The 24,296-nt window shown below is 65.2% G+C and carries 25 protein-coding genes; 12 read left to right on the top strand and 13 right to left on the bottom strand.

Annotated features, from left to right (window positions below; translation table 11 throughout):
• Nucleotides 1-33 precede the first annotated feature (33 nt).
• Nucleotides 34-2,781: a collagenase gene (locus tag AB5Y51_RS04710; protein WP_368178109.1), complete on the top strand. Its 2,748-nt coding sequence runs from the start codon at nucleotides 34-36 to the stop codon at nucleotides 2,779-2,781.
• Nucleotides 2,782-2,937: 156 nt separating this feature from the next.
• On the top strand, nucleotides 2,938-3,855 hold the full coding sequence (locus AB5Y51_RS04705; protein WP_039039782.1) for a vancomycin high temperature exclusion protein: 918 nt from the start codon (nucleotides 2,938-2,940) through the stop codon (nucleotides 3,853-3,855).
• Nucleotides 3,856-3,903: 48 nt separating this feature from the next.
• Here the strand turns inward: AB5Y51_RS04705 and AB5Y51_RS04700 are convergent, their stop codons facing one another.
• Entirely contained in the window at nucleotides 3,904-4,518 is a 615-nt protein-coding gene (locus AB5Y51_RS04700; RefSeq protein WP_368178147.1) for a superoxide dismutase, read from the bottom strand.
• 23 nt (nucleotides 4,519-4,541) lie between these two features.
• On the bottom strand, nucleotides 4,542-4,967 hold the full coding sequence (locus AB5Y51_RS04695; RefSeq protein ID WP_039039822.1) for a hypothetical protein: 426 nt from the start codon (nucleotides 4,965-4,967) through the stop codon (nucleotides 4,542-4,544).
• Between the two features lie 293 nt (nucleotides 4,968-5,260).
• On the opposite strand from AB5Y51_RS04695, the gene AB5Y51_RS04690 reads away from it, so the two are divergent.
• Nucleotides 5,261-6,172 carry a lipase family alpha/beta hydrolase gene (locus AB5Y51_RS04690; RefSeq protein WP_368178108.1) on the top strand — a complete coding sequence of 304 codons (912 nt, stop codon included), beginning with the start codon at nucleotides 5,261-5,263 and terminating at the stop codon, nucleotides 6,170-6,172.
• Nucleotides 6,169-6,909 (top strand): lipase secretion chaperone, encoded by a 741-nt coding sequence (locus AB5Y51_RS04685; protein WP_368178107.1) that lies wholly within the window; start codon nucleotides 6,169-6,171, stop codon nucleotides 6,907-6,909. The genes AB5Y51_RS04690 and AB5Y51_RS04685 overlap by 4 nt, the downstream gene beginning before the upstream one ends.
• 49 nt (nucleotides 6,910-6,958) lie before the next feature.
• Here AB5Y51_RS04685 and AB5Y51_RS04680 read toward each other — a convergent pair whose 3' ends face one another.
• The 3 genes from AB5Y51_RS04680 to sgrR are packed head-to-tail and all read right to left on the bottom strand — an operon-like array spanning nucleotide 6,959 to nucleotide 9,888.
• Nucleotides 6,959-7,672 carry a hypothetical protein gene (locus tag AB5Y51_RS04680; RefSeq protein WP_010672732.1) on the bottom strand — a complete coding sequence of 238 codons (714 nt, stop codon included), beginning with the start codon at nucleotides 7,670-7,672 and terminating at the stop codon, nucleotides 6,959-6,961.
• 30 nt (nucleotides 7,673-7,702) lie between these two features.
• Entirely contained in the window at nucleotides 7,703-8,098 is a 396-nt protein-coding gene (locus AB5Y51_RS04675) for a thioesterase family protein (RefSeq protein ID WP_167825751.1), read from the bottom strand.
• 35 nt (nucleotides 8,099-8,133) lie between these two features.
• Nucleotides 8,134-9,888, bottom strand: coding sequence for an HTH-type transcriptional regulator SgrR (gene sgrR / locus AB5Y51_RS04670; RefSeq protein WP_368178106.1), 1,755 nt, complete (start codon nucleotides 9,886-9,888; stop codon nucleotides 8,134-8,136).
• A gap of 100 nt (nucleotides 9,889-9,988) precedes the next feature.
• Between sgrR and AB5Y51_RS04665 the strand changes: the two genes are divergently transcribed.
• The 3 genes from AB5Y51_RS04665 to AB5Y51_RS04655 all read left to right on the top strand — a co-directional run bounded on the left by AB5Y51_RS04665 (nucleotide 9,989) and on the right by AB5Y51_RS04655 (nucleotide 12,311).
• Nucleotides 9,989-10,165, top strand: a complete 177-nt coding sequence (locus AB5Y51_RS04665) for a hypothetical protein (protein WP_080767934.1) — start codon at nucleotides 9,989-9,991, stop codon at nucleotides 10,163-10,165.
• 139 nt (nucleotides 10,166-10,304) lie between these two features.
• Nucleotides 10,305-11,573, top strand: coding sequence for an aminotransferase class I/II-fold pyridoxal phosphate-dependent enzyme (locus tag AB5Y51_RS04660; RefSeq protein WP_323891376.1), 1,269 nt, complete (start codon nucleotides 10,305-10,307; stop codon nucleotides 11,571-11,573).
• Nucleotides 11,574-11,681: 108 nt separating this feature from the next.
• Entirely contained in the window at nucleotides 11,682-12,311 is a 630-nt protein-coding gene (locus AB5Y51_RS04655) for a glutathione S-transferase (RefSeq protein WP_279986984.1), read from the top strand.
• Nucleotides 12,312-12,435: 124 nt separating this feature from the next.
• Here the strand turns inward: AB5Y51_RS04655 and AB5Y51_RS04650 are convergent, their stop codons facing one another.
• Nucleotides 12,436-13,611 carry an iron-containing alcohol dehydrogenase gene (locus AB5Y51_RS04650; RefSeq protein ID WP_368178105.1) on the bottom strand — a complete coding sequence of 392 codons (1,176 nt, stop codon included), beginning with the start codon at nucleotides 13,609-13,611 and terminating at the stop codon, nucleotides 12,436-12,438.
• Nucleotides 13,612-13,796: 185 nt separating this feature from the next.
• On the opposite strand from AB5Y51_RS04650, the gene AB5Y51_RS04645 reads away from it, so the two are divergent.
• Nucleotides 13,797-14,381: a hypothetical protein gene (locus AB5Y51_RS04645; RefSeq protein ID WP_041212267.1), complete on the top strand. Its 585-nt coding sequence runs from the start codon at nucleotides 13,797-13,799 to the stop codon at nucleotides 14,379-14,381.
• Nucleotides 14,382-14,481: 100 nt separating this feature from the next.
• Here AB5Y51_RS04645 and AB5Y51_RS04640 read toward each other — a convergent pair whose 3' ends face one another.
• From AB5Y51_RS04640 to AB5Y51_RS04625, 4 genes are all read right to left on the bottom strand, one after another.
• Nucleotides 14,482-14,907 (bottom strand): hypothetical protein, encoded by a 426-nt coding sequence (locus AB5Y51_RS04640; protein WP_029313593.1) that lies wholly within the window; start codon nucleotides 14,905-14,907, stop codon nucleotides 14,482-14,484.
• Nucleotides 14,908-15,130: 223 nt separating this feature from the next.
• Nucleotides 15,131-15,877, bottom strand: coding sequence for an SDR family oxidoreductase (locus tag AB5Y51_RS04635; RefSeq protein WP_042864524.1), 747 nt, complete (start codon nucleotides 15,875-15,877; stop codon nucleotides 15,131-15,133).
• 42 nt (nucleotides 15,878-15,919) lie between these two features.
• Nucleotides 15,920-16,156, bottom strand: a complete 237-nt coding sequence (locus AB5Y51_RS04630; protein ID WP_039039791.1) for a DUF3624 domain-containing protein — start codon at nucleotides 16,154-16,156, stop codon at nucleotides 15,920-15,922.
• Nucleotides 16,153-16,626 (bottom strand): GNAT family N-acetyltransferase, encoded by a 474-nt coding sequence (locus AB5Y51_RS04625; protein ID WP_124244417.1) that lies wholly within the window; start codon nucleotides 16,624-16,626, stop codon nucleotides 16,153-16,155. Before AB5Y51_RS04625 ends, AB5Y51_RS04630 begins: the two co-directional genes overlap by 4 nt.
• Nucleotides 16,627-16,813: 187 nt before the next feature.
• Between AB5Y51_RS04625 and AB5Y51_RS04620 the strand changes: the two genes are divergently transcribed.
• Nucleotides 16,814-18,256 carry a RimK family alpha-L-glutamate ligase gene (locus AB5Y51_RS04620; RefSeq protein ID WP_010672720.1) on the top strand — a complete coding sequence of 481 codons (1,443 nt, stop codon included), beginning with the start codon at nucleotides 16,814-16,816 and terminating at the stop codon, nucleotides 18,254-18,256.
• Between the two features lie 24 nt (nucleotides 18,257-18,280).
• Nucleotides 18,281-18,811 carry an MgtC/SapB family protein gene (locus AB5Y51_RS04615; protein ID WP_039039793.1) on the top strand — a complete coding sequence of 177 codons (531 nt, stop codon included), beginning with the start codon at nucleotides 18,281-18,283 and terminating at the stop codon, nucleotides 18,809-18,811.
• 55 nt (nucleotides 18,812-18,866) lie between these two features.
• Here the strand turns inward: AB5Y51_RS04615 and AB5Y51_RS04610 are convergent, their stop codons facing one another.
• Both AB5Y51_RS04610 and AB5Y51_RS04605 read right to left on the bottom strand, forming a co-directional pair.
• Nucleotides 18,867-20,483: an alpha-amylase family glycosyl hydrolase gene (locus AB5Y51_RS04610; RefSeq protein ID WP_368178104.1), complete on the bottom strand. Its 1,617-nt coding sequence runs from the start codon at nucleotides 20,481-20,483 to the stop codon at nucleotides 18,867-18,869.
• Between the two features lie 117 nt (nucleotides 20,484-20,600).
• Nucleotides 20,601-20,879, bottom strand: coding sequence for a DUF2442 domain-containing protein (locus AB5Y51_RS04605; protein WP_041214353.1), 279 nt, complete (start codon nucleotides 20,877-20,879; stop codon nucleotides 20,601-20,603).
• Nucleotides 20,880-21,137: 258 nt separating this feature from the next.
• Here AB5Y51_RS04605 and AB5Y51_RS04600 point away from each other — a divergent pair, with 258 nt between their 5' ends.
• Complete coding sequence (locus AB5Y51_RS04600; RefSeq protein WP_069785414.1) at nucleotides 21,138-23,102, top strand: LTA synthase family protein; 1,965 nt, start codon at nucleotides 21,138-21,140, stop codon at nucleotides 23,100-23,102.
• A 55-nt stretch (nucleotides 23,103-23,157) separates the two neighbouring features.
• Here the strand turns inward: AB5Y51_RS04600 and AB5Y51_RS04595 are convergent, their stop codons facing one another.
• A complete protein-coding gene (locus tag AB5Y51_RS04595; protein ID WP_010672715.1) occupies nucleotides 23,158-23,628 on the bottom strand; it encodes an Lrp/AsnC family transcriptional regulator in 471 nt (156 codons plus the stop codon).
• A gap of 149 nt (nucleotides 23,629-23,777) precedes the next feature.
• Here AB5Y51_RS04595 and AB5Y51_RS04590 point away from each other — a divergent pair, with 149 nt between their 5' ends.
• A complete protein-coding gene (locus AB5Y51_RS04590) occupies nucleotides 23,778-24,296 on the top strand; it encodes a tyrosine-protein phosphatase (RefSeq protein ID WP_042864527.1) in 519 nt (172 codons plus the stop codon).

Genomic DNA, 24,296 nt, shown 5'->3' with positions numbered 1-24,296 from the left:
CCCCACGCCTCTCCATCCACCAAAGGGATCATGATGAAGCACCTCTCTCCCCGGCTGCTGCTCCTGGCAGCCCCAAGCCTGCTCGCCACCTCGGCGCTGGCCAACTACTCCCCCTCCGACTGGCAACAGTATCAACTCAACGGTGAATCCAGCCGTCAGCTGGGGGATCGTCTCACCGAAGTGACCTTTGAACTGAGCGCCCACAGCAGCGACGCCCCTTATCAGCAGTTGAGGGTGTATCGCCGCTTCGACTGGCGCGATGCCAACCTGGCCGCGCTGGCAGAGCAGCAGTGCGGCGAGCCACAACTCAAGATCGAGCAGGGCTGGCAGATCCGTTACCTCAGCTGTGAAGAGGTGGTACCGGCCGGCAAGGCCGTCCCGGCCAGCAGCTATGACTATGGCTACGGCATGAAACAGGGCCGCTGGGAGCCGCTGGCGGGCACCCCGACCGCGCCGCGTCAGGATCGTCTGCCGCTGGCTGAGCGGGTCATCCTGGGTCACAGCGAGCAGGAGCTGGATCGCTGCGAGCTCAACGCCGAAGGTCGCTGCGCCGAGCAGGCATGGCAGTACCAGCCGCAAAACTGGCAGCAATTGAAGGTGCTGGAAGAGACCCCCAACGAACGGGATGGCCGCCTCGAGCAGATCTTCTTTCGCCTGCTGCCCATCGCGGGCAGCCAGGCCGCCAAGCAGGTGAGCGAGCTGCACGTCTGGCGCCAGTACACCTGGTTGCTGGACGAGATCAAGGCCCAGCAGGAGTGCGATGAACCCCAGACCCGCCAGGAAGGGGACAAGACCATCAGCTACCGGGTGTGCCGTCAGACCCTGCCTGCGGGCAGCGAAGTGCAGGTGGTCTTGAAGGACACCGGCTATCAATACCCGGTGGGGGGCAGCGAATGGCAGACCCTGCCGGAAACAACCGAGTGGCAGGAGAGCCGGGTGCTCAACCGCCCCATCGTGCTGGCCAGCAAGGAAGAGCAGCTCGACTGTCGCCGTGCCGACGGCCGCGCCTGCTCCGAGCCGGATCTGCCGGGCACCGAACTGCTGGACGCCGAAGCGGCCAGGATAGTGCAGGATGCCAGTGGCCAGCCCGCGCCGGTCTGGCAGGAGAACTATGGTCACGATGACACCAAGCTGCTGGCGGTGTCGCGCGGCATCCAGAGCCTGCTGGCGGCCAATCAGCCGGCTCATCCTGCCATGAAGCTGCTGCTGGAATACGTGCGCGCCCACAACTACCACAACTACGGCAAGCACAAGGAAGACGGCCCGGCCGCCGCCGAGGCGCTGGCCGAGGCATTGACCGCGCTGGGCGCCCATCCGCTGCTCTTCCCGGAGCAGGCCAGCGACGAAGTAGGCGCCGTCATGGGTGCCTGGAGCATCGCCCTGCACGGTCAGTTCAAGAGCCCGGCAGTGCAGAGCCGCTTTGGCACCCTGCTCGGCGAGTTCAACCAGATGCTGGCCTACAGCACCCGCCATGCCAGCGAGATCAACGGTCAGCACGCCTGGGCAACCGGCCTGTTCGATCTGCTCAACTTCCTCGACTTCGCCAGCGACTACAGCGACCCCTTCGCCAACGACTTCCGCCAGCAGGATGGCGAGCTGCGCAAGCAGCTGCACGCCCTCGGCATGAGCGAGCTCGCGTTGTGGCAAGGAAGGGATGGCGCCGATCTGTTCCTGCTCAACAACGTGCTGGATGCCTACACCCGCCTCTACCGGGTCGCTCGCCATATCCGCCCGGACGAGCTCGACGACTACCGCAAGCTGCTGGATGACTCCGTCATCGTACTGGTTCGCCACCACGACCTGATCCCCGGTGGCCAGCAGAGTCAGGACCTGCTGGAAGACATGTCACTGACCCTCTCCACCTACTACCTGACCTACACGGACCGCACCAGCGAAGCCTGCATCAGCGGTGACTTCGCCGGGCTCTGCACCCCTGTCCGGGTGGAGGACGTGCTGCCGTTCGAGCACACCTGCTCGCCGACCCTGCGCCTGCGGGCCCAGGATCTGACCATGAGCCAGGCCGAGGGGATCTGCCGTGAACTGGGTGCCGAAGAGCAGCAGTTCCACCAGCAGATGGAGACCGGCTGGCAGCCGGTGGCGGATGATCACAACGAGGCGCTGGAACTGGTGATCTTCGACTCCTCCGCCAACTGGAAACGCTACGGCAGTGCCCTGTTCGGCGGCGTCTCCACCGACAACGGCGGCATCTACCTCGAAGGGGATCCGGCGCGCCCCGGCAACCAGGCCCGCTTCTTCGCCTACGAGGCGGAGTGGAAGCGCCCTGCATTCCAGGTGTGGAACCTGCGCCACGAGTACGTGCACTACCTGGACGGCCGCTTCAACCAGTACGGCAGCTTCGGCCACTACCCGCTCAACCGCACCACCTGGTGGTCGGAAGGGCTGGCGGAGTTCATCGCCCACGGTCAGTGCTTCGCCCGTGGTCTGGACAACGTCGCCGGCCGCCCGGCCAGCGATCGTCCGGCCCTGGCCGACATCCTGCACCTGGATTACGACAAGGGCGGCGAGATGGTCTACTCCTGGTCCTACACCGTGCACCGCTTCCTGAACGAGACCGGTCGCGGCGCCAGCTGGCTGGCCATGGCCCGGGCCCTGCGAGGCCCGGATCGAGAGCAGGCCATGAGTGCCTTCGAAGCCGAGCTGGACCAGCTGATTGCCAATGACAGCGAGGCCTACCAGCAGTGGCTCGGCCGCGAGCTGCTGCCCTGGTGGGAAGCCAACAAGGACTCCGACGAGTGCAAGGCCAACGACTCATCCCACTGAGGACGAGACGGCTATGACAAGGGGCGGCCATGGCCGCCCCTTGTTTATGGCGCCGTTTGATAAGCCCGGGATCCTGGCGCGCGCTGCGACAACCTCTGCCCGAGTGAGCCCCTGCGCCGCCATCAAACCTGACGCGCCACAACAACTTGTAATAGAATGACCCCCTGTCTTCTCTTACTTCAGACCCGAACCGCACCGCGCATGAAGAAGTTTGCCAAGATCCTGCTCGCCTGCCTCTGCCTGTTGCTGGCCTCCATCGCCGCCCTGCTTGGCTACAGCGAGTGGACCGTCTCGGACGCCCGTCACTACACCTACGACGACGTCAACGCGGTGCCCTACAACCGGGTCGCCCTGGTGCTCGGCACCTCCAAATACCTGATTGGCGGCAGCCCGAACCACTACTTCAAATACCGGATCAAGGCCGCCGCCGAGCTCTACAACAACGGCAAGGTGGACTACATCCTGGTCTCCGGCGACAACGCCACCGTGCAGTACAACGAACCGCGCCAGATGCGGCGGGCCCTGATCCAGGCCGGCATCCCGGCCAACGCCATCTACAGCGATTACGCCGGCTTTCGGACTCTGGACTCCATCGTGCGTGCCAAGGAGGTGTTCGGTCAGGCCCACTTCACCGTGGTCTCCCAGGCCTTTCACAACGAGCGCGCCATCTTCATCGCCCGCCATTTCGGCATCGAGGCGGTCGGCTTCAACGCCGTGGATCCCAGCGCCTATCAGGGCATCAAGACCCGGGTGCGCGAGGTGTTCGCCCGCCTGATGGGGCTGCTCGACCTCTACGTGCTGGACAAGGGTCCCAAGTTCCTCGGCGAGCCCATCGTCATCGGCGGCCCGGTCCCCTGCCAGGCGTTGAGCACCATAGGGGCAAGCCAGCCCTGCCTGCCCATTGCACCGCCCCCTCATCAGCCGAAGGCCAAGCAGGCAACGGCCGTGAGCGCTGCAACAGCCACCAGTGCAGCGGCTGCAACCAGCGGTGCACCAGCCACCAGCGCAGCCGTGCCGAGCGAAGCAACACCCGTGGATAATCCGGCTGCCAGCAGCGCGCCGACCCCTCAATAGCAGAGACCCGCCAACAGGCGGGTCTCTTTCATCAGGTGAAATGGGGCGTCAGGCCAGCGCCGCCACGTAACGCCGTGCCACCTCGCCCCAGTCGATCACGTTGTAAAACGCGGCTATGTAGTCGGGACGCTTGTTCTGGTACTTGAGGTAGTAGGCATGCTCCCACACATCCAGCCCGAGTATCGGGGTGAGCCCCTCCATCAGGGGGCTGTCCTGGTTCGCGCTGCTCACCACCTGCAACTTGCCGCGCCCATCGACCACCAGCCAGGCCCAGCCGCTGCCAAAACGGCTCAATGCCGCCTGGGTAAAGGCCTGCTTGAAGGCCTCCAGCCCGCCCAGATCCCGCAGGATCGCCGCGGCCAGCTCGCCGCCCGGCTCACCACCCCCTGCTGGGCTCATCACCTGCCAGAACAGGCTGTGGTTGGCGTGACCACCGCCGTGATTGCGCACCGCCCCCTGAACCTGGGCCGGCAGGCTGTCGATACGGGCAAGCAATACCTCCAGCGGCAGGGCAGCCAGCTCCGGCAGATCGGCCAGGGCGGCATTGAGGTTGGTGACATAGGTCTGATGGTGACGGCTGTGATGGATCTCCATGGTCTTTGCATCGATATGGGGTTCCAGCGCGTCATAGGCGTAAGGAAGGGCTGGCAGGGTATGGCTCATGTTCATTGTCTCTCCTGTTGGGCTCAATGCAGTTGATGGGCAGAGCCGGTCTGACACAGACATTGACCCAGGCTGCGCTGGATGCCGTCGTGATGACCGTGTTTGCCCAGAAAGGCGAGCAGCTCGGTACGGGTGCTGCGGGCGTGGCTAACAGCCGCCTCCCGCAGGGCAGCGGAACTGGTGGGGGACTGGCTGGTGGCCAGCAGGCAATCATGGATGTGACACAGCAGGTCGGCGGCCCGATCCGGCAGGGTCATGGCCACCAGCAGATCCGCCAGGTTGTGATGGGCCACCACCAGGGCCGCCACCGCTTCGTCGGCATCGTGCCAGTCGGCAAACTGCTGGCGGGCAAGCCACAGCGCCTGCTGATAGCAGTCGAGCGCCCTGGCGTACTCCCCCGCATCGAAATGGCGGTTGCCACTCAGGGTCTGCGCCTTCCAGTGCGCCATGCTGCTGTCCGCTCCGGTGGTACCGACCCATCCCTTCACCCAGGTTCCCGTCATGACTCGATCACTTAAATGATAATAATTATTATTTAACTTATTTGATGGGCAGACACAAGGAATAGTTGGTGCCGCCTTTTTTGCCCATATGGGTAGGGTTTTTCTGCAATCCCCGGTTTAGTGATCCCATCCACAGATACATCTGAGTTCAGCCACCATGCTGCCGGTACTGGCATGAGGCCGGTGGCTGCCCCGGTGACGACCAGAATGCAGCCGGTTTTTTCACAAGGACGGTGAAGATGAAAAGATGGCTATTGATGCTGTTGTGCGCCCTGCCCATGCTGGGTCAGGGGGCCGGTTATACCCAGACCCGCTACCCCATAGTGCTGGTGCACGGTCTGTTCGGTTTCGACAAGCTGCTCGGGGTCGATTACTTCTACGGCATCCCCCAGGCCCTGACCCGGGATGGCGCCAAGGTTTACGTGGCCCAGGTCTCCGCCACCCAGAGCTCGGAGCTGCGCGGTGAACAGCTGCTCAAGCAGGTGCAGCAGGTGCTCGCCATCACGGGGGCGGATAAGGTGAACCTCATCGGCCACTCTCACGGTGGCCCCACCATTCGCTACGTCGCTTCGGTCGCCCCCGAGCTGGTCGCCTCCGCCACCAGCGTGGGCGGGGTCAACCATGGCTCGGAGATCGCCGACCTGGTGCGGGCCAAGGTGACGCCGGGCTCGGCGGCCGAAGGTCTGGCGGTGGCCGCCGCCTCGGCCCTGTCCGGGGTCATCTCGCTGCTCTCCGGGGGCAGCCAGCTGCCGCAGGATCCCCTCGCAGCCCTCGACGCCCTCACCAGCACCGGCGCCCAGCGCTTCAACCAGCGCTATCCGGAAGGGCTGCCGAGCCAGCATTGCGGCGAAGGGCCCATGCAGGCCGCCAACGGGGTCTACTACTTTTCCTGGAGCGGACGCGGCACCATGACCAACATCCTGGATCCGGTGGATCCGGCGCTGGCGCTGACCGGCAGCTTCTTCAAGGAGCCCAGTGACGGCCTGGTCGGGGTGTGCAGCAGCCACCTCGGCAAGGTGATCGGCACCCACTACCGCATGAACCATCTGGACGAGGTGAACCAGTCGTTCGGCATTCGCCACCTGTTCGAGACCGACCCGGTCAACCTCTATCGCCAGCACGCCAACCGCCTGCAGAGGCTGGGACTATGAACAGGGCATGGCTGATGGCTGCTCCGATGGCGGCGGCCCTGCTGCTGGGGGGCTGGCAATATTGGCCCTCCGCTGACGCAACCGCCCCTTCGCCGCAACATGCCGGGCCCGCTTCCCCTCTGGTCAGGCAGGCCGCACCGCCGTCGGACAAGGGCTCGCTGCAGGCCCGCCATGAAGCCTTTCTCGGGGCTGAGGGCAGCCTGACGGTGCCGGCGGATCCGGGCCTGGCCAGCTTGCAGAAGCTGTTCGACGAGCGCGAGCAGTTACGCAGGCAGCGCTTCACCCCGGCCGAGCAGGAGCAGCTGTTTGCCGAGGACAGGCTGATGGAGCAGTGGACCCTGCGCCGCAAGGCGCTGGCGGAGGCCAGCGATGCCGACAAGCCGCTGCTGGCGAGCGAGCTGGAGCTCTGGCTGGCGGAGCAGCCCCAGTGGTTTCGGGAGGCGGAGGCCAACAGCCGCCTGCTGGGCGATCTGCAGGCTCTGGAGCAACTCCCCGCAGCAGGGCGTGACGCCGCACTGCGCGAACAGTTGGGACCGGAGGCGGCAGACCGGTTGCACCAGCTGGCAGAGAGCCAGCAGGGGTTCGAGCAGCAGCTGGCCGGCTATCTGGCCGAGATCAGGCCCCTGCCTGCCGAAGTCCGGGCCAGCCAGCAGCCGGAGATCCTGGCACGCTGGTTCGAGCCCGGTCAGTGGCGACGGGTGGAGGCCCTCACCCGGCTCACCCTGGGCGAGCAGTAACCGGCATGAAAAAGGGGCCCGCAAGTGGGCCCCCATTCTTCTGCCGCCCTTACTGCGGCTTGTTGGCACCCGGCAGTGGCTGCCAGGTGAGGCGAGTCACCCGGTTGCCCTGCACCTCGCAGGTGAGGCAGAGATCCTGCCACCCCTTCTCCTGGCGCAGGGAGACCTCTCCCTTGATGCCCTCTGCACTCCTCTTGAGTTTGGCCGGCTCGAAAGTCACCTTGTCACCTCCGGCGAGCGCCATCAGCTTGCCATTGCAGAGCCACTGGGCCAGCTCCGCCCCCTTGAGCTTGACACCCCCCTTGTCAGCCTTCTCCTCGGCGGTGCTCGGTGCAAACAACCCGCCCAGCTCGGCAGCCCGTCTGGTCAGCCAGGCTTCCCGCTGCTGCATGCTCATCTTGCTGACAAACTCCGCAGGCTGCCCCTTGTCGTCCAGCCACTGGGTCAGCTTGCCACTGTCATCGAAGGCGAACTGGGCGGCGGGCTCCTTCACCCCGAACAGCTTGCCGCCCTTGAAGTAGTAACGGCTCTCCCCTTCCTGTTTGCCCTGCTCGTTCAGGATGGGCACGGCGATGATGACGGGCGTGCCGTCGACCCAGGCCTTGATGTCGACGCCATCGTGGCTGAACAAGCGGGTATCGAGGGCGCTGTCGGCCCCCTTCTCCATCAGGGTGAACTGCTCGGCCAGGGAGGCGGCAAATGAAGGCAGGGAGCAGAGTCCCAGTCCCAAGCCGAGGCTCAGGGCGATCGCGGTTGTGCGCATAAGTGTCCTGTGGTGGGCCCGAAGGCCGGATTAACTCTCTACCAGCCACACCCTCAGTCCCTCCCGGTGAGCCTCGCTCAAAGGGATGGACTGCCGGGCCCGGTAGTCAAAATGGATCAGGGTCGTCTCGGCGGTCACCGCCAGCTCGCCGCCCTGCCAGGCTTCCTGCCAGAGCGTGAAGGAGCTGGTACCGATACGCCGCACGCCGGTCTTGATCGACACCATCTGGCCATAGAACAGCTCCCGTTTGAATTGCACCGTGTAGCCCGCGATGATCAGATGCCAGTCATGCACATCCAGCTCGGGCGAGAAGAGGCGAAACAGGGGATCACGGGCCGATTCAAACCAGACCGCCGGCACCGTGTTGTTGATGTGGCCGAGGGCGTCCGTCTCTTGAAAACGGGGTTGGATCTGCATTTCCAGCATGGATGTCGACTCCTTGTCGTAGGACCGCGCACAGGCTAGCGCGCCAACCCGTCCGACTCAAGCGTCCCTGCCTGGGGGTGAGAGCCACCGCCGGTTTCCGGCTCCTGCGCCACCTGCTCGGGCTTTAACCAGGCGCTGCGAAAATCGAACCAGCCAAGGGCCGTCATGCGCACACCGTGCACGCCGACCCGGCTCTCCAGCTCCAGCCAGTGGTGAAACAGCGGCACGAACCAGCTCTGGCGCTGCACCTCGGCCAGCAGGGCGCGGGGGCCGGGCTCTTCACCATGGGCGCGCCACTGCGTCAATCCCTGCCACAGGGCCTGCTGGCCGCCCCACACCCGGCGCAGCAAGGGGGTGCCCTGAAGCCAGGCGTAAGGGGCGAAGGCGTGCTCATGCTCCAGGTTGAGGGTGCCGAACCAGAGATCCACATCTTCATCCTCCCCGCTCACCCATCGGCCGTAGTCCAGGGTACGCACCTCGAGCTGGATCCCCTGCTCTGCCAGCAGGCTGCTCATGGCGCTGGCGCACTCGTTGAACTCCAGATGCTGGTTGAAGCAGGCCAGTACCAGCCGCGCTGGCAGGCTGACCGGGCCGGGCTCGGGAAGAGGCAGACTCTCGCGCCAGTGGGGCAGGAGGCCCAGAGCGCTGGTCCAGCCCCGCTGCAGTTCGGGTGCCACCCGGGCCATCAGGGCGATGGGGTTGAGCAGCCGGGTCAGCCACTGGCGCAGGGCCGGGTCCTGCAGGGGGACCGATCTGTCGTCCTGCAGCAGGAAGTAGCAGCCCGACTCGAGTTCGGACTCCCCGCGCATGGAACCAAGCTCCGGGGTGTCGCTGCCCAGCCTGACGTGGCTCTCCAGCCGTTCCGCCAGCTCCGGCAGCATCCAGATGTCGATCTCGTCGAGCAGGGCCCGCAGCCCGAAATAGTCGTCAAATGCTTCGAGGCACAGGTGCAGCGGGTCGTTGGCGCTCACCCGATAGGGGCCGGTGCCCACCGGCTGCAGGGCGAAATTCGCCTCCCCCTTGAGCTCCCGCGGCAGGATGGCCGCCACCGGCTCGGCCAGCAGGTGCGGCAGCAGAGGATCCGGGCTGTCGAGATGGATGTCCAGGGTGCGCGGCCAGTGGCTCTCCAACCGTGCCAGATGGGCGAACAGCGGGCGATCCCGCAAGGCCTGCAGGCTCTCCATCACATCTTCCACCACCAGTTCGCGGCCATGGTGAAAGCGCACCACGGGGCGCAGATAGAAGCGCCAGTGACAGGGGGCCAGACACTCCCAGTAGTGGGCGAGATCCCCCTCGATTTCCCCATTTTCCTCATTTCGCCGGGTCAGGCCGTTGAAGATCTGGCGGCTCAGGTGGATTTCGGAGCGGCGCAGCGGGCCGGTGGGCAGCAGGCGCGGCAGCGGCCGGTAGTAGGGCACCCGCAGGATCTGGCGCCCCTCCCGGGTGGCCTGGCCGAGCTGCTCGATCAGCAGCGGAGTGAGCAGATCGAGGCGATCTTCGGCCAGCCGCACCGCCTGCGCCAGCTGGCCCTGACTCAGCAGATCCCGCAATCGGCGCCGGGTCAGGCTCTCCTGGTTGTCGAGCAGGGTGAGGCGGGAGCGCCGCCCCCGCCCTGCCTCCGCCGTCCAGCACAGCCAGCCCTGCCCTTCCATGCGGCGCAACAGCAGGCGGGCATTGCGGGGGGTGCAGCAGAGCAAGTCCGCCACCTCGGCGAGGCTGATTTCCCGCTCGTCGCAGCCAAGCTGCTGGGTGAGCCGTTGAAATTGCTGATAAAGGCGGCTGGTAGGCATAAAAGAGGAAATCCTGTCTCTGAAAGTCATCAGTTTTTACTTCCGCATTTTAGCTCAATACTGCTGGCGAACGTGAGAACCACAGCACAGGAGCACCATCATGAGCCATGCCACCCCCCTCAAACCGAACCGGATCCAGCAAACCCTCCGTCGCTACTTCCTGAGGATCCTGCCCCGCCCCCTGACGCTGGTCGAAGATCCCATGGTGCAGCTCAACCGCCTGATGCAGTGGGATATGCACCAGATAGACGACAGGGAGTATCGCCGCCGTCTCTGAGGTCGCCGTCACAGGCGCCATCCGGTCACCGCCATCCCCCGGCATTGCTTTGCCGGAATGGGTGGTTTACATCGGCGCCAGGACTGCTAAATTGGACGTCTATCCATCCATAATGGTGACATCCAACAAGGAGTGTGTGATGAAAGATGCGACCCTGGCCCTGCACCACGGCTTTTCCAGCGATCCCGCCACCAAGGCGGTGGCCGTGCCCATCTACCAGACGGTGGCCTACGAGTTCGAGAGCGCCCAGCACGGGGCGGACTTGTTCAATCTGGCGGTACCGGGCAACATCTACACCCGCATAATGAACCCCACCAACGATGTGCTGGAACAACGGATGGCCGCCCTTGAAGGGGGGATCGCCGCCCTGGTGGTCTCGGCGGGTTCCGCCGCCATCACCTACGCCATCCAGGCGCTGACCGCCGCCGGTGACAACATCGTCTCCACCCCCCAGCTCTATGGTGGCACCTACACCCTGTTCGCCCACATGCTGCCGAGCTTCGGGGTCGAGGTGCGCTTCGCCAAGGATGACAGCGCCGAGGCCATCGCCGCCCTCATCGACGACAAGACCAAGGCGGTCTATTGCGAGAGCATCGGCAACCCGGCGGGCAACATCGTCGACATCGCCGCCCTGGCCAAGGCCGCCCACGCCCGCGGCGTGCCGCTCATCGTCGACAACACGGTCGCCACCCCGGTGCTGTGCAAACCCATCGAACACGGCGCCGACATCGTGGTGCACAGCCTGACCAAATATGTCGGCGGCCACGGCAACTCCCTGGGGGGCGTCATCGTCGACTCGGGCAAGTTCCCCTGGGCGGATCACGCCGAGCGCTTCCCCCAACTGACCCAACCCGAGCCTTCTTATCACGGGGTGGTCTACACCGAGGCCTTCGGCCCGGCGGCCTTCATCGGCCGGGTGCGCACCGTGCCGCTGCGCAACACGGGCGCGGCCCTGGCTCCCATGAACGCCTTCCTGCTGCTGCAGGGGCTGGAGACCCTGAGCCTGCGCATGGAGCGCCACGTGGACAACGCCCTGCGGGTCGCCCATCACCTCAGGCATCACCCCAAGGTGGCCTGGGTCAGCTACGCCGGTCTGCCGGGTCACCCCCACTACCCGCTGGCGGAGAAGTACATGGCCGGTCGCCCCTCGGCCATCCTCTCCTTCGGCCTGAAGGGGGGCTACGAGGCGGGCGTGCGCTTCTACGATACCCTCAAGATCTTCAAGCGGCTGGTCAACATCGGCGACGCCAAGTCCCTGGCCTGCCACCCCGCCTCCACCACCCATCGCCAGTTGAGCGAAGAGGAGCAGGCCAAGGCTGGAGTGAAACCTGAGATGATCCGGCTGTCGGTGGGGATCGAAGCCATCGAGGACATACTGGCGGATCTGGATCAGGCGCTGGAGGCCTGAGTCAATCGACGAAGGAGCGGGCACCACGCCCGCTCTTTTTCATCCATCAGTGAACCTGCTGCCGGGGCGCTGCGTATCACCGCCTTCCGTCACTGCGTCGAGGTTTCCATGATAGTCCTGCACCACCTGAACAAATCCCGCTCCCAGCGCATCATCTGGCTGCTTGAAGAGCTGGGCCTGCCCTACCAGATCAAGGCCTACCAGCGCGATGCTACCACCTTTCTGGCGCCGCCCGAGCTCAAGGCCGTCCACCCCCTCGGCAAGTCGCCGGTCATCGAGTTTGACGGCCGGGTGCTGGCGGAATCGGGCGCCATCACCGAGTACCTGATCGCCCGCCACGCTCCGGAACGGCTGGCACCGGCCACCGACAGCCCGGAGTATCCCGAATACCTGCAGTGGCTCCACTTCGCCGAGAGCTCCGGCATTCTGCCGCTGCTGCTCGACATGTTCGTGCGCAAGGATGGCAGCCCGATGCGCTTCCTGCCGGACTACGCCAAAGCCGAGTGCGCCAAGGTGCTGGGCTATCTCGATGAGGTGCTGGCAAACCGCCGTTACCTGGTGGCCGATCGCCTCACCGGCGCCGACATCCTGAACTCCTTCCTGGTGGATCTGCTGGCCCAGAGCGGCCAGCTGGCCCAGTTCCCGCACCTTGAGGCCTACTGGCAGCGACTCAACACCTATCCGGCTCGCCAGAAGGCGGCAGCCCTGGAGCGCGAGCTGGACCGCAGCGCCAAATAAACGGCGGTGCCCCGGTGACACCCTGCAAAACGCCCCGATGATCGGGGCGTTCTCTTTTCCGTTGGTCAGCCGGTGATCAGAGGACGAGGGAAAGGATCCGCGCCACTATGGTTGCCAGGATGACTTACAGCGCGTGGGAGAGGATCCTGGCTACCTTGTCGGGATCGATATCCTGCTGCTCCCCGAGGGCGGTCAGCCCGAAACGCTTGAGGTTGGAGCAGATGCCGGGGATGCAGCGCGCATCCAGGCCATAGTCGGCGAGACGGGTACCCACCCCCATCTGCTGGAAGAACTGCTCGGTGCGGATGATCGCCTCCTCGATACGCAGTGCCTTGTCCTCGCGGCTGGAGTGCCACACCCGCTCGGCGAACTGGGCCAGCTTCTCCTGCTTCTGGGCCGCTTGCTCCCGCAGCAGGGAGGGCAGCACCACCGCCAGACTCTGGGCATGATCCAGCCCATGCAGGGCGGTGAGCTGGTGACCGATGGCGTGGGTGGACCAGTCCTGGGGCACGCCGCGACCGATGAGGCCGTTGAGGGCCAGGCTGGCCGCCCACATCAGGTTGGCACGCACCTGGTAGTTGGTGGGCTCCGCCAGCGCCCGCGGACCGTTGTCCACCAGCACCTGCAACAGCCCTTCCGCCAGCCGGTCCTGCACCTCGCCCCCCACCGGGAAGGTGAGGTACTGCTCGAGGATGTGGACGAAGGCATCCACCACCCCGTTGCCCACCTGGCGCGGCGGAAGGCTGTAGGTGGTGGCGGGATCCAGCACCGCAAACACCGGTTGCACCAGCGGATTGTAGAAGGAGAGCTTGGCCTCCCCCCGGCTCACCACGGCGGCGGGGTTGCTCTCCGAACCGGTGGCCGGCAGGGTCAGCACACAGCCGAGCGGCAGCGCCCCCTTGATGGGGGCCTTGTCCCGCAGGATCTCCCAGGGATCGTCCCCCTCGAAGCAGGCCGCGGCGGCCACGAACTTGGTGCCATCCACCACGGAGCCGCCACCCACCGCCAGCAGGAAGTCGATGCGCTCGCGCTTGACCAGAGCCACCGCCTCCATCAGCTGATCGTACTGGGGGTTGGCGCCGATGCCGGGAAACTCCAGCCACTCCCGGCCCGCCAGCGCCTGGGTCAACTGGTCATAGACCCCGTTCTGCTTGATGCTGCCACCCCCGTAGAGCACCAGCAGACGGCTGCCGGCCGGGATCAGCTCCGGCAGAGTGGCTATCTGGCCTTCACCAAAGCAGATGCGGGTGGGATTGGCATATTGGAAGTTGTACACGGCAGAGCCCTCGGTTGATTGCATGCCGGGGAATTGTGCGCCTGCCGTGCCATCAGGTCAAAAACGGGAGCCTGTCGTCAAAAATACGATGCCAGCCTGCCGATGCCGGGCGCTCCTGCCCGGCTTTGCTATGGTGATAGCGGGAAGACGAGTTCGTCGCCCCCTCAAGCCCCTCCCGGGGTCCCTTTCCCACTCACAGGGTCTCTATCATGAAACTGAAGCACGCCTGGATTGCGGGTGCCCTCACCCTCTGTGCCCCTCCCCTGCTCTATGCCGCCGAGGTCACCACCCATGTGGCCGTGGCCCCCGGACAAGCCAGTCTCGCCGAAGAACTGACGGCCAGGGCAACCGTCACCGCCATCGACCTGGCCACCCGCAAGGTCAGCCTGAAAAATGCCGAAGGGCAGACCCTGGATCTGATCGCCGGGGAGGAGGTGACCAACCTTCCCCAGCTCAAGGTGGGAGATGTCGTGGCCTTGAGATATCTGCAACTGCTGGACCTGACCCTGCTCAAGGGCACCGCCGGGGTGAGAAAACGGGTGGTGGAAGTGGAAGGGGGCAAGGCGGCCGCCGGGGAGAAACCCGCAGCCGGCGCCGGCATGCAGGTAACCATCTATGCCGATGTCATCGACGTGGACAAGGCGCACCAGACCATCCGGGTCAAGGGGGTCGACCACACCCTGACCCTCAAGGTGCAGGATCCGGCCCAGTTCGCCCTCATCGCCAAGGGGGACCAGATCAAGGCCGTGCAGACCACCGCCATCGCCATCGGCATCGCCCCCCAGAGTCCCTGAACCCTGACCACGGCAGGCCGTGCCTCCCACGGCCTGCCAGCCCCGTGGCAAGGGGGCAACCCCTTGCCTTTAACGCACAAGGATTGCCGTTTGAATCACATCATGCCTGGGAGGCGGATTTGCCGGTGAGGCGATCCATGGCCTCCTTGAGCATGGCATCGCGCTGCGCGGCCAGGTCCTTGCTCTGCGTTTCGCGCTCCTCGGCAGAGAGCGTCTTGTCATCCGCTATCCCCTTGAGCTGACGCTCGAGATCGTCAAATTTTTTGCGATCAAAGCCCAGGGCCTTGTCCACCATCTGCTGCACCCGCGCATCCTTGACACCACCGGTCAGGACTGTGTTCTTGCCGTTCCTGGCCAGATGCTCGTAGGTCAGCGCCTGCTGCGCCTTGCCGGTCAGCACCTGACTGGAGAGGCTGACCTGCTGAGACCAGCCGCTCTGCTTGTCGTCGCTGTCGCTGAGGGTCGCCAGGGCACGGTTCTGGGACGCGCTCTGGGCGAGTTGATGACCATAGGGTTTGATATCCATGAAGGCTCCACGCTCACTGCCGGCCTCGCCGGCTCCGGGGATGGTTTCCCCGCCATGAGCCGGAGACAGCAAAATGCAGGCCAACTTGGGTACCCCCTCTCTCGACGGCTGAGCACGGGGTCGCAGCACGCCTCCTTCTGCACTCCATGACGAGTGCGACCAGATCCATCAAAAAAGGCGCCCGAAGGCGCCTCTTGTGGACAGAAGTTGGCTCGTCATGACATCAGCGACGGCTGATGTGGAGCGGACCGAAGGTCTGGGCCACCGGCATGATCTCGATGCTGTTGATGTTGACGTGGGCAGGCTGCTCGCTGATCCAGAGTACGGTATTGGCGATGTCTTCCGGCAGGATGGCCTGCACCCCCTGATAGACGGTGGCCGCCTTGGCGTCGTCGCCGTGGAAGCGCACGTTGGAGAACTCGGTGCCACCGCACAGGCCGGGCTCCACGTTGGTGACACGCACCGCCGTGCCCGCCAGATCCGCACGCAGGTTGAGGCTGAACTGCTTCACGAACGCCTTGGTCGCGCCGTAGACGTTGCCGCCCGGATAGGGATAGGTCCCTGCGATGGAGCCGATGTTGATGACGTGGCCGCGGTTGCGCGCCACCATGCCCGGCAGCAGCAACCGGGTGATCAGGGTCAGGCCGCTGATGTTGGTTGCGATCATCTGCTCCCAGTCTTCCAGATCCGCCTTGTGGGCAGGCTCCAGCCCCAGAGCCAGGCCGGCGTTGTTCACCAGCAGGTCCACCTGTTGCCATTCGGTCGGCAGCCCCTCGATGGCGGCGCGGGTGGCAGCCTTGTCCTGGACGTCGAACACCAGAGGCAGGAACTGCTCGCCCAGCTCCTCGGCCAGGGCGGCCAGCCGTTCGGCGCGACGCCCAGTGCCGATCACCCGGTGGCCAGCGCTCACCAGCAGGCGGCTGATGGCCTCACCAAAGCCGGACGAGGCGCCCGTTACCATTGCAATCATGTGAACCTCCATTGTTATTTGTCTTCTTGAAAAATCAGCACGTTATATGTCGCGTTTGCCCAGCTTTCGCCATGCGAACACCGCCAGATGCAGCAGGAAGAGACCCGAGCCCCCCAGCGCAAACAGCAGGCCGGTCAGGGCGTTGACCGAGGTATCGGCGCCGCACCACCACCAGACCAGCCAGCCGACGGCCCCGATGAGAAAGGTCTGGGCGGCGCAGACCGGGCAGCGCCCGAGCTTGGCCCTGATGGCCGTGGCCAGGCAATCCTCGCAACTCATGATGGCTCCTGCCGCTCATCCCCCAGCGCCAGCACCAGGCGGTGGGCATGCTGTCCGGGCCCGTAATAATCGGGCAGCCGTACCCCGGGGCGAAACCCCAGCCCCTGATAGAGGGTCCTGGCTTCTGGGTTGGCGTCGGCGACCTCGAGGCGAATCGCCCCCCAGCCGGCCTCGCGCCCTTCCCGGATCACCTGCTCCAGCAGGCGGCGTGCCCACCCCTGACGGCGGACGGTCCAGCGGATGGCGAGGGTCTGGATGATGAGACGATCCCAGCCTTTGTGCTCCAGCACGCTCAAATAGCCCATCACCTGCGCCTTCTCGTCTTGCAGCAGCAGGGTGCGCCCCTTGGCCTGATTGAGCAGATAGTGCCAGCGGCTGCGGCCGAAGGCGACCTCGGGGGGAAAACAGTAGCGTTCCAGCTTCACGATGGCGCCCAAATCATCGGCTCGGGCGGCGCGCACGGTCAACACGGGGAGTCCTTGTTCGGTTATTTATCCTCAGCACCAGAAATGCGACTTGTATCACAAGTTACCAAGGCAGAATATTAGGCACTGTAACCTCTTGTTTCCCCTCGCGCCATTGTCGTGCTTGTCGGTGCATCGAAGCCCACTGGGGATCCTGCCGTTTCTGGCAGTCCTTTCTGTGGAGCCTGAAAATATGAGTACCTATGTCATCGTCGAGGAGCCGGGCGACTGGCCCTGCCATGCCGACTATCTGCTGACCGCCCGCACCTACCTGCAACACGGTCTGCCCACCACAGGGGGGCGTCCGCGCATCATCAACCTCTGCCGCAGCCTGGAACACCTGGGGGCCGGTTATTACTGCTCCCTGCTGGCCCAGGCCCGCGGCCACCACTGCCTGCCGGGATTGCAGGCCATCAGCAGGCTGCAACCCCAGCAGCCTCCCGCCAAGCTGTGGCGCAAATTGCAGGGCTGGCTGGCCCAGCAGAGCGAGGATCGGATCCGGGTGCGCGCCATCTTCGGCCAGTGCGAACAGAGCGAACTGGCAGGACTCGCCCGCTATTACTACGGCCTGAGCCAGTTGCCGCTGCAGGAGCTGACCCTCAAGCGCGGTCGCCACGGCTGGTCGGTGCGCCAGCAGGAGAGCCTGTCACCGCTGGCACTGAGCCCGAGCGAGAAGGCGCTGATGGTGCAGCACGCCCAGGCGCTGGTGGGCACGGGGGACGAGGAGCAGACGGCGCCACGCTACCAGCTCGCCATCCTGGTCGACCCCAACGACGGCCGCGCCAGCAGCGATGCCCTGGCGCTGGAGCGTTTCATCAAGGCGGCCGCTGCCCAGGGGATCCAGGCCGAGATCCTGCCTCCCTCGGCCATCGAGCGGTTGCCGGAGTTCGACACCCTCTGGCTGCGCGCCGAGACCGCGGTCGGCCACTACACCTTCGAATTTGCCCGCCGTGCCGAGCAGCTCAAGATGCCGGTGATCGACAGCTCCCGGGCCATCCTCGCCTGCAGCAACAAGCTCTATCTCTACGAGCTGATGGTGCGCAGCGGCGTGCCCATGCCCCCCACCACCGTCGTGACCCGCCGCGGCCGCCAGCATGTGGACGAACTGGTGCAGCGCCTCGGTCTGCCGCTGATGGTGAAGATCCCCGACGGCGCCCAGGGGCGCGACCTCGCCATGGCCAGCGATGACATCCAGCTCGCCCGCCTGCTGGACGAGGGGCTGGCCCGCTCCGCCCTGCTGCTGGTCCAGAGCCGGATCCCTGCCGAGTTCGACTGGCGCATCGGCTTTCTCGACGGCTCGCCGCTGTTCGCCTGCCGCCGCTACCGACCCGAACCCGGCAACCGCATCCGTCGCCGCAAACACCCCCTCGACATGAGCCGCATCGAGGCGCTGCCCCTCAGCGACGTGCCGGAGCGGGTGCTGCAAACCGCCCGCCGCGCCGTGCACCAGCTCGGCAACGGCCTGTTCGGGGTGGATCTGCGCCAGCAGGGTCAGGGCTGCGTGTTGCTGGAAATCATCGACAACCCCTGGATACGTGGCGATATTGAAGACAGGGAGGCAAAGGACCTCTACGAGCGCCTCGCCCGGGCCTTCCGCCAGCGGCTGGAGAACCGGGGGCAGAGCGCGACAGGATAACAAGCATCGCGAACAGAGGTGGATATGATGACAATGCAGTGGTGGGACATCGCGCCCCTTGGCTGGGAGAACATCCTGGTCTGTCTGGTGTGTGGCACCCTGGTGGGGCTGGAGCGGCAGCTTCGCGGCAAGCCGGTGGGGATCCGCACCTCTTCCCTCATCGTGCTCGGCACCTACTGTTTTCTCGCCATCGGCGCCGCCGTCAGTCCTCAGGGCGCCGATCAGGCGCGGGTGCTGGGTCAGCTTATCACCGGGGTCGGCTTTCTCGGGGCCGGGGTCATGATGACCCGGGATGGTCAGGTGCTGGGGGTGACCTCCGCCGCCGCCATCTGGATGCTGGCCGCCCTCGGCGCCCTCATCGGCATGGACATGCTGCATCAGGCGCTGCTGCTCACCGTCGTCACCCTCTCCATCCTGGTGGGGGTGGACTATCTGGAAGCCAGCTTCAAGAGCCTGCGCCGCGGGGTGCACAATCGGCTGGAACACTGGCGCCACGGGGCCGAGCCCTCGGTCTCTTCCCGCCGGGACGATCTGGGCAGCGGCATCGAGAAGTAAGCCGCCACCATGAAAAAGGGCTCCATCATGGAGCCCTTTTTGTTGCCTGCCTCCCTCAGCGCACCAGCAGGAAGCGGCCAGTGAGGGGTGGCAAGTCCACCGTCACGCTGCTGCCACCGATGGCCAGGTTCTCGCCGCTCTGCAGATCCACCAGGGCGCTGCCGCTGCGCAGCTTGCCGACCGGCACCGCGTAGCTCTGGGGCGTGGTGGAGACGTTGAGCAGGTAGACTACTTGCTCGCCCGCCGTCTGCTTGATGTCGCCATAGACGCTCCCCTCGGCCACCAGCTTGACCCGCTCCCCCTGATAGAGGGCGGGGTGGGCGGCGCGCAGGGCCAGCAGAGCGCTCAGCCACTGCTTGAGCTCGGCCTGCTCGCTGCTCGGCACGAAGCCGGTGACACCGGGGACCTTGCCATCGCTGCGGGCCACGTGATCATCGCAGAGCCCCTGGGCCGCACAGTCGCCACCCACTTGCTTGGCAAAACCCGGCACCTCGTCGCCAAACTCCTCGCCGTAGTAGAGGGTGATGGGGCCGGAGCGGGCCGCCAGGAAGCTGAAGGCCGCCTTGTGGCGCTGCCAGTAGTCCGCCCCATTGAAGTTGCCCCGCTCCAGCAGATCGCCGAAGCGCACCAGATCGTGGTTGCCCAGCATCAGGTTGGGCATGGCGTGGTCCGGGTAGTTCTCCACCTTGTTCCAGCTGGCGTCGAGCACGCTGGCCCCCTGTCCGCCCTTGCCGGACTCCTCCACCGCCAGCGCCTGCACCAGACCGTAGCGCAGCGGGAAGTCGAACGCCGAGGAGAGCGCCGGGTTGTCGCTCGGGCCATAGGCCTGGGTGCGGATCTCGTCGGCGCCCTTCCACACTTCCCCCACCATGTAGCCGAGGGTGCCCCACTGCTGGCCGGCGGCCTTGCGCGCCGCGCTGGCCCGCGCCACCTCGCTGCGAATGGCGCGCCAGTCATCCAGCCCCAACTGATAAGCCTGATCGAGGCGCCAGCCGTCGATGCCGTACTGCTCGACCCAGTAACGGGCCACCTCCTTGAAGTAGGCCAGACTCTCGGGCTGGCCGTAATCCACCAGTTGGCCCGGGTAGCCTGCGCCGCCGCTCTTGAGGGCAGGCAGCCGCCCCTCTGGTGAAGGCTTGCTCACCCCCACCTTGTTGACGTGGCCGAACACCCCGTCGAGGAAGACATAGAGCCCGCGCTGGTGCGCCCCGTCCACCAGTTGCTTGAGCTGGGCGTTGCTGCCGAAGTTGGGATCCACGTTGAAGAAGTCGCAGGCGAAGTAGCCGGTGGCATCCAGCCGGTCGTCCCCGGCCTGGCCGGCGCAGGAGTCAAACACCGGCGTGAGCCAGATAGCGTTGACGTTGAGGCTCTTGATGTGGTCGAGACTGTCGATGATCCCCTGCAGATCGCCGTTGTGCCGGGAGGGGCCGTAGCCGACGCCGTAGTTGGCGCTGCCGTCGCCGTCGACGAAGGACTCCACCATCACCTGGTAGGTGCGCAGGTTGCAGGCTGGCTGATCATTGCCGTAGCAGGCGCGGCTGGCCGACGCGGGGGGCGGATTGACCACCGGGGGCTGGGGGTCACTGCTGCCACCGCCTCCCCCGCTGCCGCAAGCCGTCAGTAACAGGGCGGCCCCGATGAGGCCGCCACGACGCAACGTTCCTTGTTTCATTGTTATGTTCCCGCTGTGGTGGATGGGCGCCCAAAGCGCCGCACTGGGGTCATGATATCGACCTGACCGACGCGGGTCTGTGACTGAAAACGTTACCTGACTCAACGAGTTAACATGTCAGAATCGATGCATGTTGCGATCGGGGAAGGCGGCGCGCTCGTCGATGGGCAGGATCAGGTGGTAGACCTCGTGGGCCGCCAGGGTGAAGCCCGTGGGCCACGCCAGTTGATGGCGATCATCGATGAAGACACGGGCGAAGCGACGCTCGGTCTCCATGGCCGCAAACAGCGGCTGGCCGCGCCAGGGGGTGAGATCCAGCACGCCTGTGGTGCCGTCGGAGAGCACCACGAACAAAGACCAGCCCTGCATATATTCCACATCGATGAAGACCGGCATCCCTTCGGCTCCGATTGAGAAATTCGGCGCCATTATAGGCACGACCCTTGTCTCGATGTGCCAGCAGGATCACAGTTTTCCCAGCGTTTTATGCTCTCTTCGAACCCTGCATCCCGTCACAAAAAAATCATAAAACGTGCCAACTTTTCCATGTATACCCCATGCCCATGCAACCTTTGCCAGGCGCCACTGTCATACTCCTGCACCATAACAACAATGCGTCCGGGGACTGGGCGCAAACAGGTTTGCAGGAACAATATGACCACCATCAGACAATGGCTGGGACCGGTTTGGCCCATTGCCGTATTTTCATTGATCGCGCTCATCTCCCTGACCGTCAGCCGCCTTGGCCTGGGGCTCTGGCAACTGGAACGGGTGGATGCTGTCTCTGGCTGGCAGGAGATGCTGCTGCAAGGCATTCGCGTCGACGTCGCCACCCTCTGCTGGGTCTGGGGCGTACCCGCCGTCTTGACCCAGTTGCTGGCCGGGCCCCACGCGCCGGGGCGGCTCTGGATGCAGCTTATCCGGATCTGGCTCACCCTGGGGCTCTGGCTGATGCTCTTTCTCGAGATCTCCACTCCCGCCTTCGTCACCGAATACGGGGTGCGCCCCAACCGCCTCTATGTGGAGTACCTCATCTATCCGAAGGAGGTGCTCTCCATGCTGTGGGCTGGCCGCAAGGGCGAGCTGCTGCTGGCCGTGATCTTCAGCGGCGCCGTACTCGGCGGTGGCTGGTGGCTGAGCGGCCGCCTGGTGCGTGACCTAAGCTTCCCCCGCTGGTACTGGCGCCCCGCCTTCGCCCTGCTGATCCTCGCCGTCGGCTTCCTCGGCGCCCGCTCCAGTCTCGGCCATCGCGCCCTGAACCCGGCCATGGTGGCCTTTGCCGACGATCCCCTGGTCAACGCCCTCACCGTCAACTCCGCCTACTCCCTCTTCTTTGCCATCAAGCAGATGGGGGCCGAGGAGGATGCCAGCCAGTTTTACGGCAAGATGGCTGACCATCAGGTACTCGACATAGTCCGCGAGGAGAGCGGTCGCCCTCTCGGCGATTTCACCTCTGCCGATCTGCCGAGCCAGACTTTCAACACGGCCAGCTACCAGGGCAAGCCCAAAAACCTGGTGATCCTGCTGCAAGAGAGCCTGGGGGCCCAGTTCGTCGGCTCCCTCGGCGGCCTGCCGCTCACCCCGAACATCGATGCCTTGTCGAAAGAGGGTTGGGCGTTCGAGCAGCTCTACGCCACCGGTACCCGTTCGGTACGCGGCATCGAGGCGGTGCTCACCGGCTTCACGCCGACCCCGGCCCAGGCCGTGGTCAAGCTCGGCAAGAGCCAGACCAACTTCTTCACCATCGCCGACCTGCTCAAGCAGCGAGGCTATGACACCAGCTTCATCTATGGCGGCGAGAGCCACTTCGACAACATGCGCAGCTTCTTCCTCGGCAACGGCTTCACCACCATCGTCGAGCAGAAGGACTTCAAGAACCCGGTGTTCGAGGGATCCTGGGGCGCCTCGGATGAAGATCTGATGGCCAAGGCCAACGAGACCTTCGCGGCGCTGCACAAGGAGGGCAAACCCTTCTTCAGCCTGGTGTTCAGCTCCAGCAACCACGATCCCTTCGAGTTCCCCGACAACCGCATCGCCCTGTACGAGCAGCCCAAGCAGACCCGCAACAACGCCGCCAAGTACGCGGACTACGCCGTCGGCGAGTTCTTCAAGAAGGCCAGGGCATCGGACTACTGGAAGGACACCCTGTTCCTGGTCATCGCCGATCACGACAGCCGGGTCGGGGGAGCCAGTCTGGTGCCCATCCCCCGCTTCCACATCCCGGGGGTCATTCTGGGGGACGGCATAGCACCGAGAAAGGATCCCCGCATCGTCAGCCAGATCGACATGGCCCCGACCCTGCTCTCCCTCATGGGCATCAGTGCCGACTACCCCATGCTGGGCAAGGATCTCACCCGCATGCCCGCCGACTGGCCGGGACGCGCCATCATGCAGTACGACAAGAACTTCGCCCTGATGCGCGGCAAGGACGTGGTGATCCTGCAGCCCGAGCGGGCGCCGGAAGGCTTCATCTACGAGGATGCGACCGAAACGCTCACCCCGGCGCAGCAGCCGGACACCATGAAAGATGCCGCCCTGGGGCTGGTCCTGTGGGGCAGCCTGGCCTATCAGCAGGGGCTCTACCGGACGGCGCAGGACAGCCGGCTGGCTCTCAACTGAGGAACCGCCCACAAAAAAACCGCCCGAGGGCGGTTTTTTCTTGCGGCTCGCCCCGTCAGGGGTGGGGGAAGCAGGGAAGCGAGCGGCTGAACCTGTGCTCGAACACCAGGGAGGTCTCGAGGTGCACCACCTCTTCCCGGGAGGTGAAGTGATCGAAGACGAAATTGCGCAGGTGTTCGGTATCGGAGACGCACAGGTGCACCAGGAAATCATCCTTGCCGCCCATGTGGAACAGGCTGATCACCTCGGGCAGGGCCAGGATGGCGTCGCGAAACGCATCGATGATCTGGCGGCTGTGACGGGCCAGTTGCAGGGAGACCATGGCCTGGATGTGACCGCCCAGGGCCTGGTAATCCACCTCGCAGTGCGCCCCCTTGAGCACGCCATCCTGCTGCAGCTTGCGCACCCGCTCCAGACAGGTGGACGGTGCCACCCCGACCAGGGCTGCCAAATCCTTGTTGGTCATGCCCGCATCGCGAAACAGATGGGCCAGGATGTCCAAGTCCAGTTGATCCAGGTTTCTCATCTTTACTCCTTGCATCGCTCGATTTTTTTAGACTCTGCCCGTAAACCGGGCCGAACACAACGCAGATTGACATCGCCTCCGGCCCCTCTATGCTGTGCCGCACCCGCGGGATGCCCATCCCGTTGATCCCGACCACCACGAGGAACCCCATGCTCAGTGCCCATCCCTTCTGGAGCCTGGACGTTCCACGGCTCGACGGCCAGCTCCTGCTCACCCCCTGCCCCGGCAGCCAGCAAGTCCCCATGGCCCACGCCCTTGCCCAGTTGCAGCTGGCCGGTGCCGGCGGGGTGCTGACCCTGATGACGGTGGAGGAGCTGGCCCTGTGCGGGCCCCTCTCTCTCGGGCAGCTGGTGCAGGCCAGAGGCATGAGCTGGTTCCATCTCCCCATTGCGGATGACGAGGCACCGGATGCCGCCTTCGAACAGGCCTGGCCCGGGGTGCAACCCCGACTGCTCGCCCTGCTGCGCGAGGGACGGCACCTGGCCATTCACTGCCACGGCGGAAGCGGGCGTACCGGGCTGGCGGCCGCCCTGCTGCTGATGACCCAGGGGCTGCCCCAGCAGGAGGCCATGACCCTCATCCGGGCCAGACGGCCACGGGCCTTCACCCTGGCCTGCCACCGTCACTGGCTCGATACCCGCGGACGGCGGCTGGCCGGGGCGGACTGA

The sequence above is a fragment of the Aeromonas sp. R7-1 genome, assembly GCF_040908115.1.
GTDB classification, from domain to species: Bacteria; Pseudomonadota; Gammaproteobacteria; order Enterobacterales; family Aeromonadaceae; genus Aeromonas; species Aeromonas caviae.
This window is presented reverse-complemented; position numbering and strand designations above follow the sequence as displayed.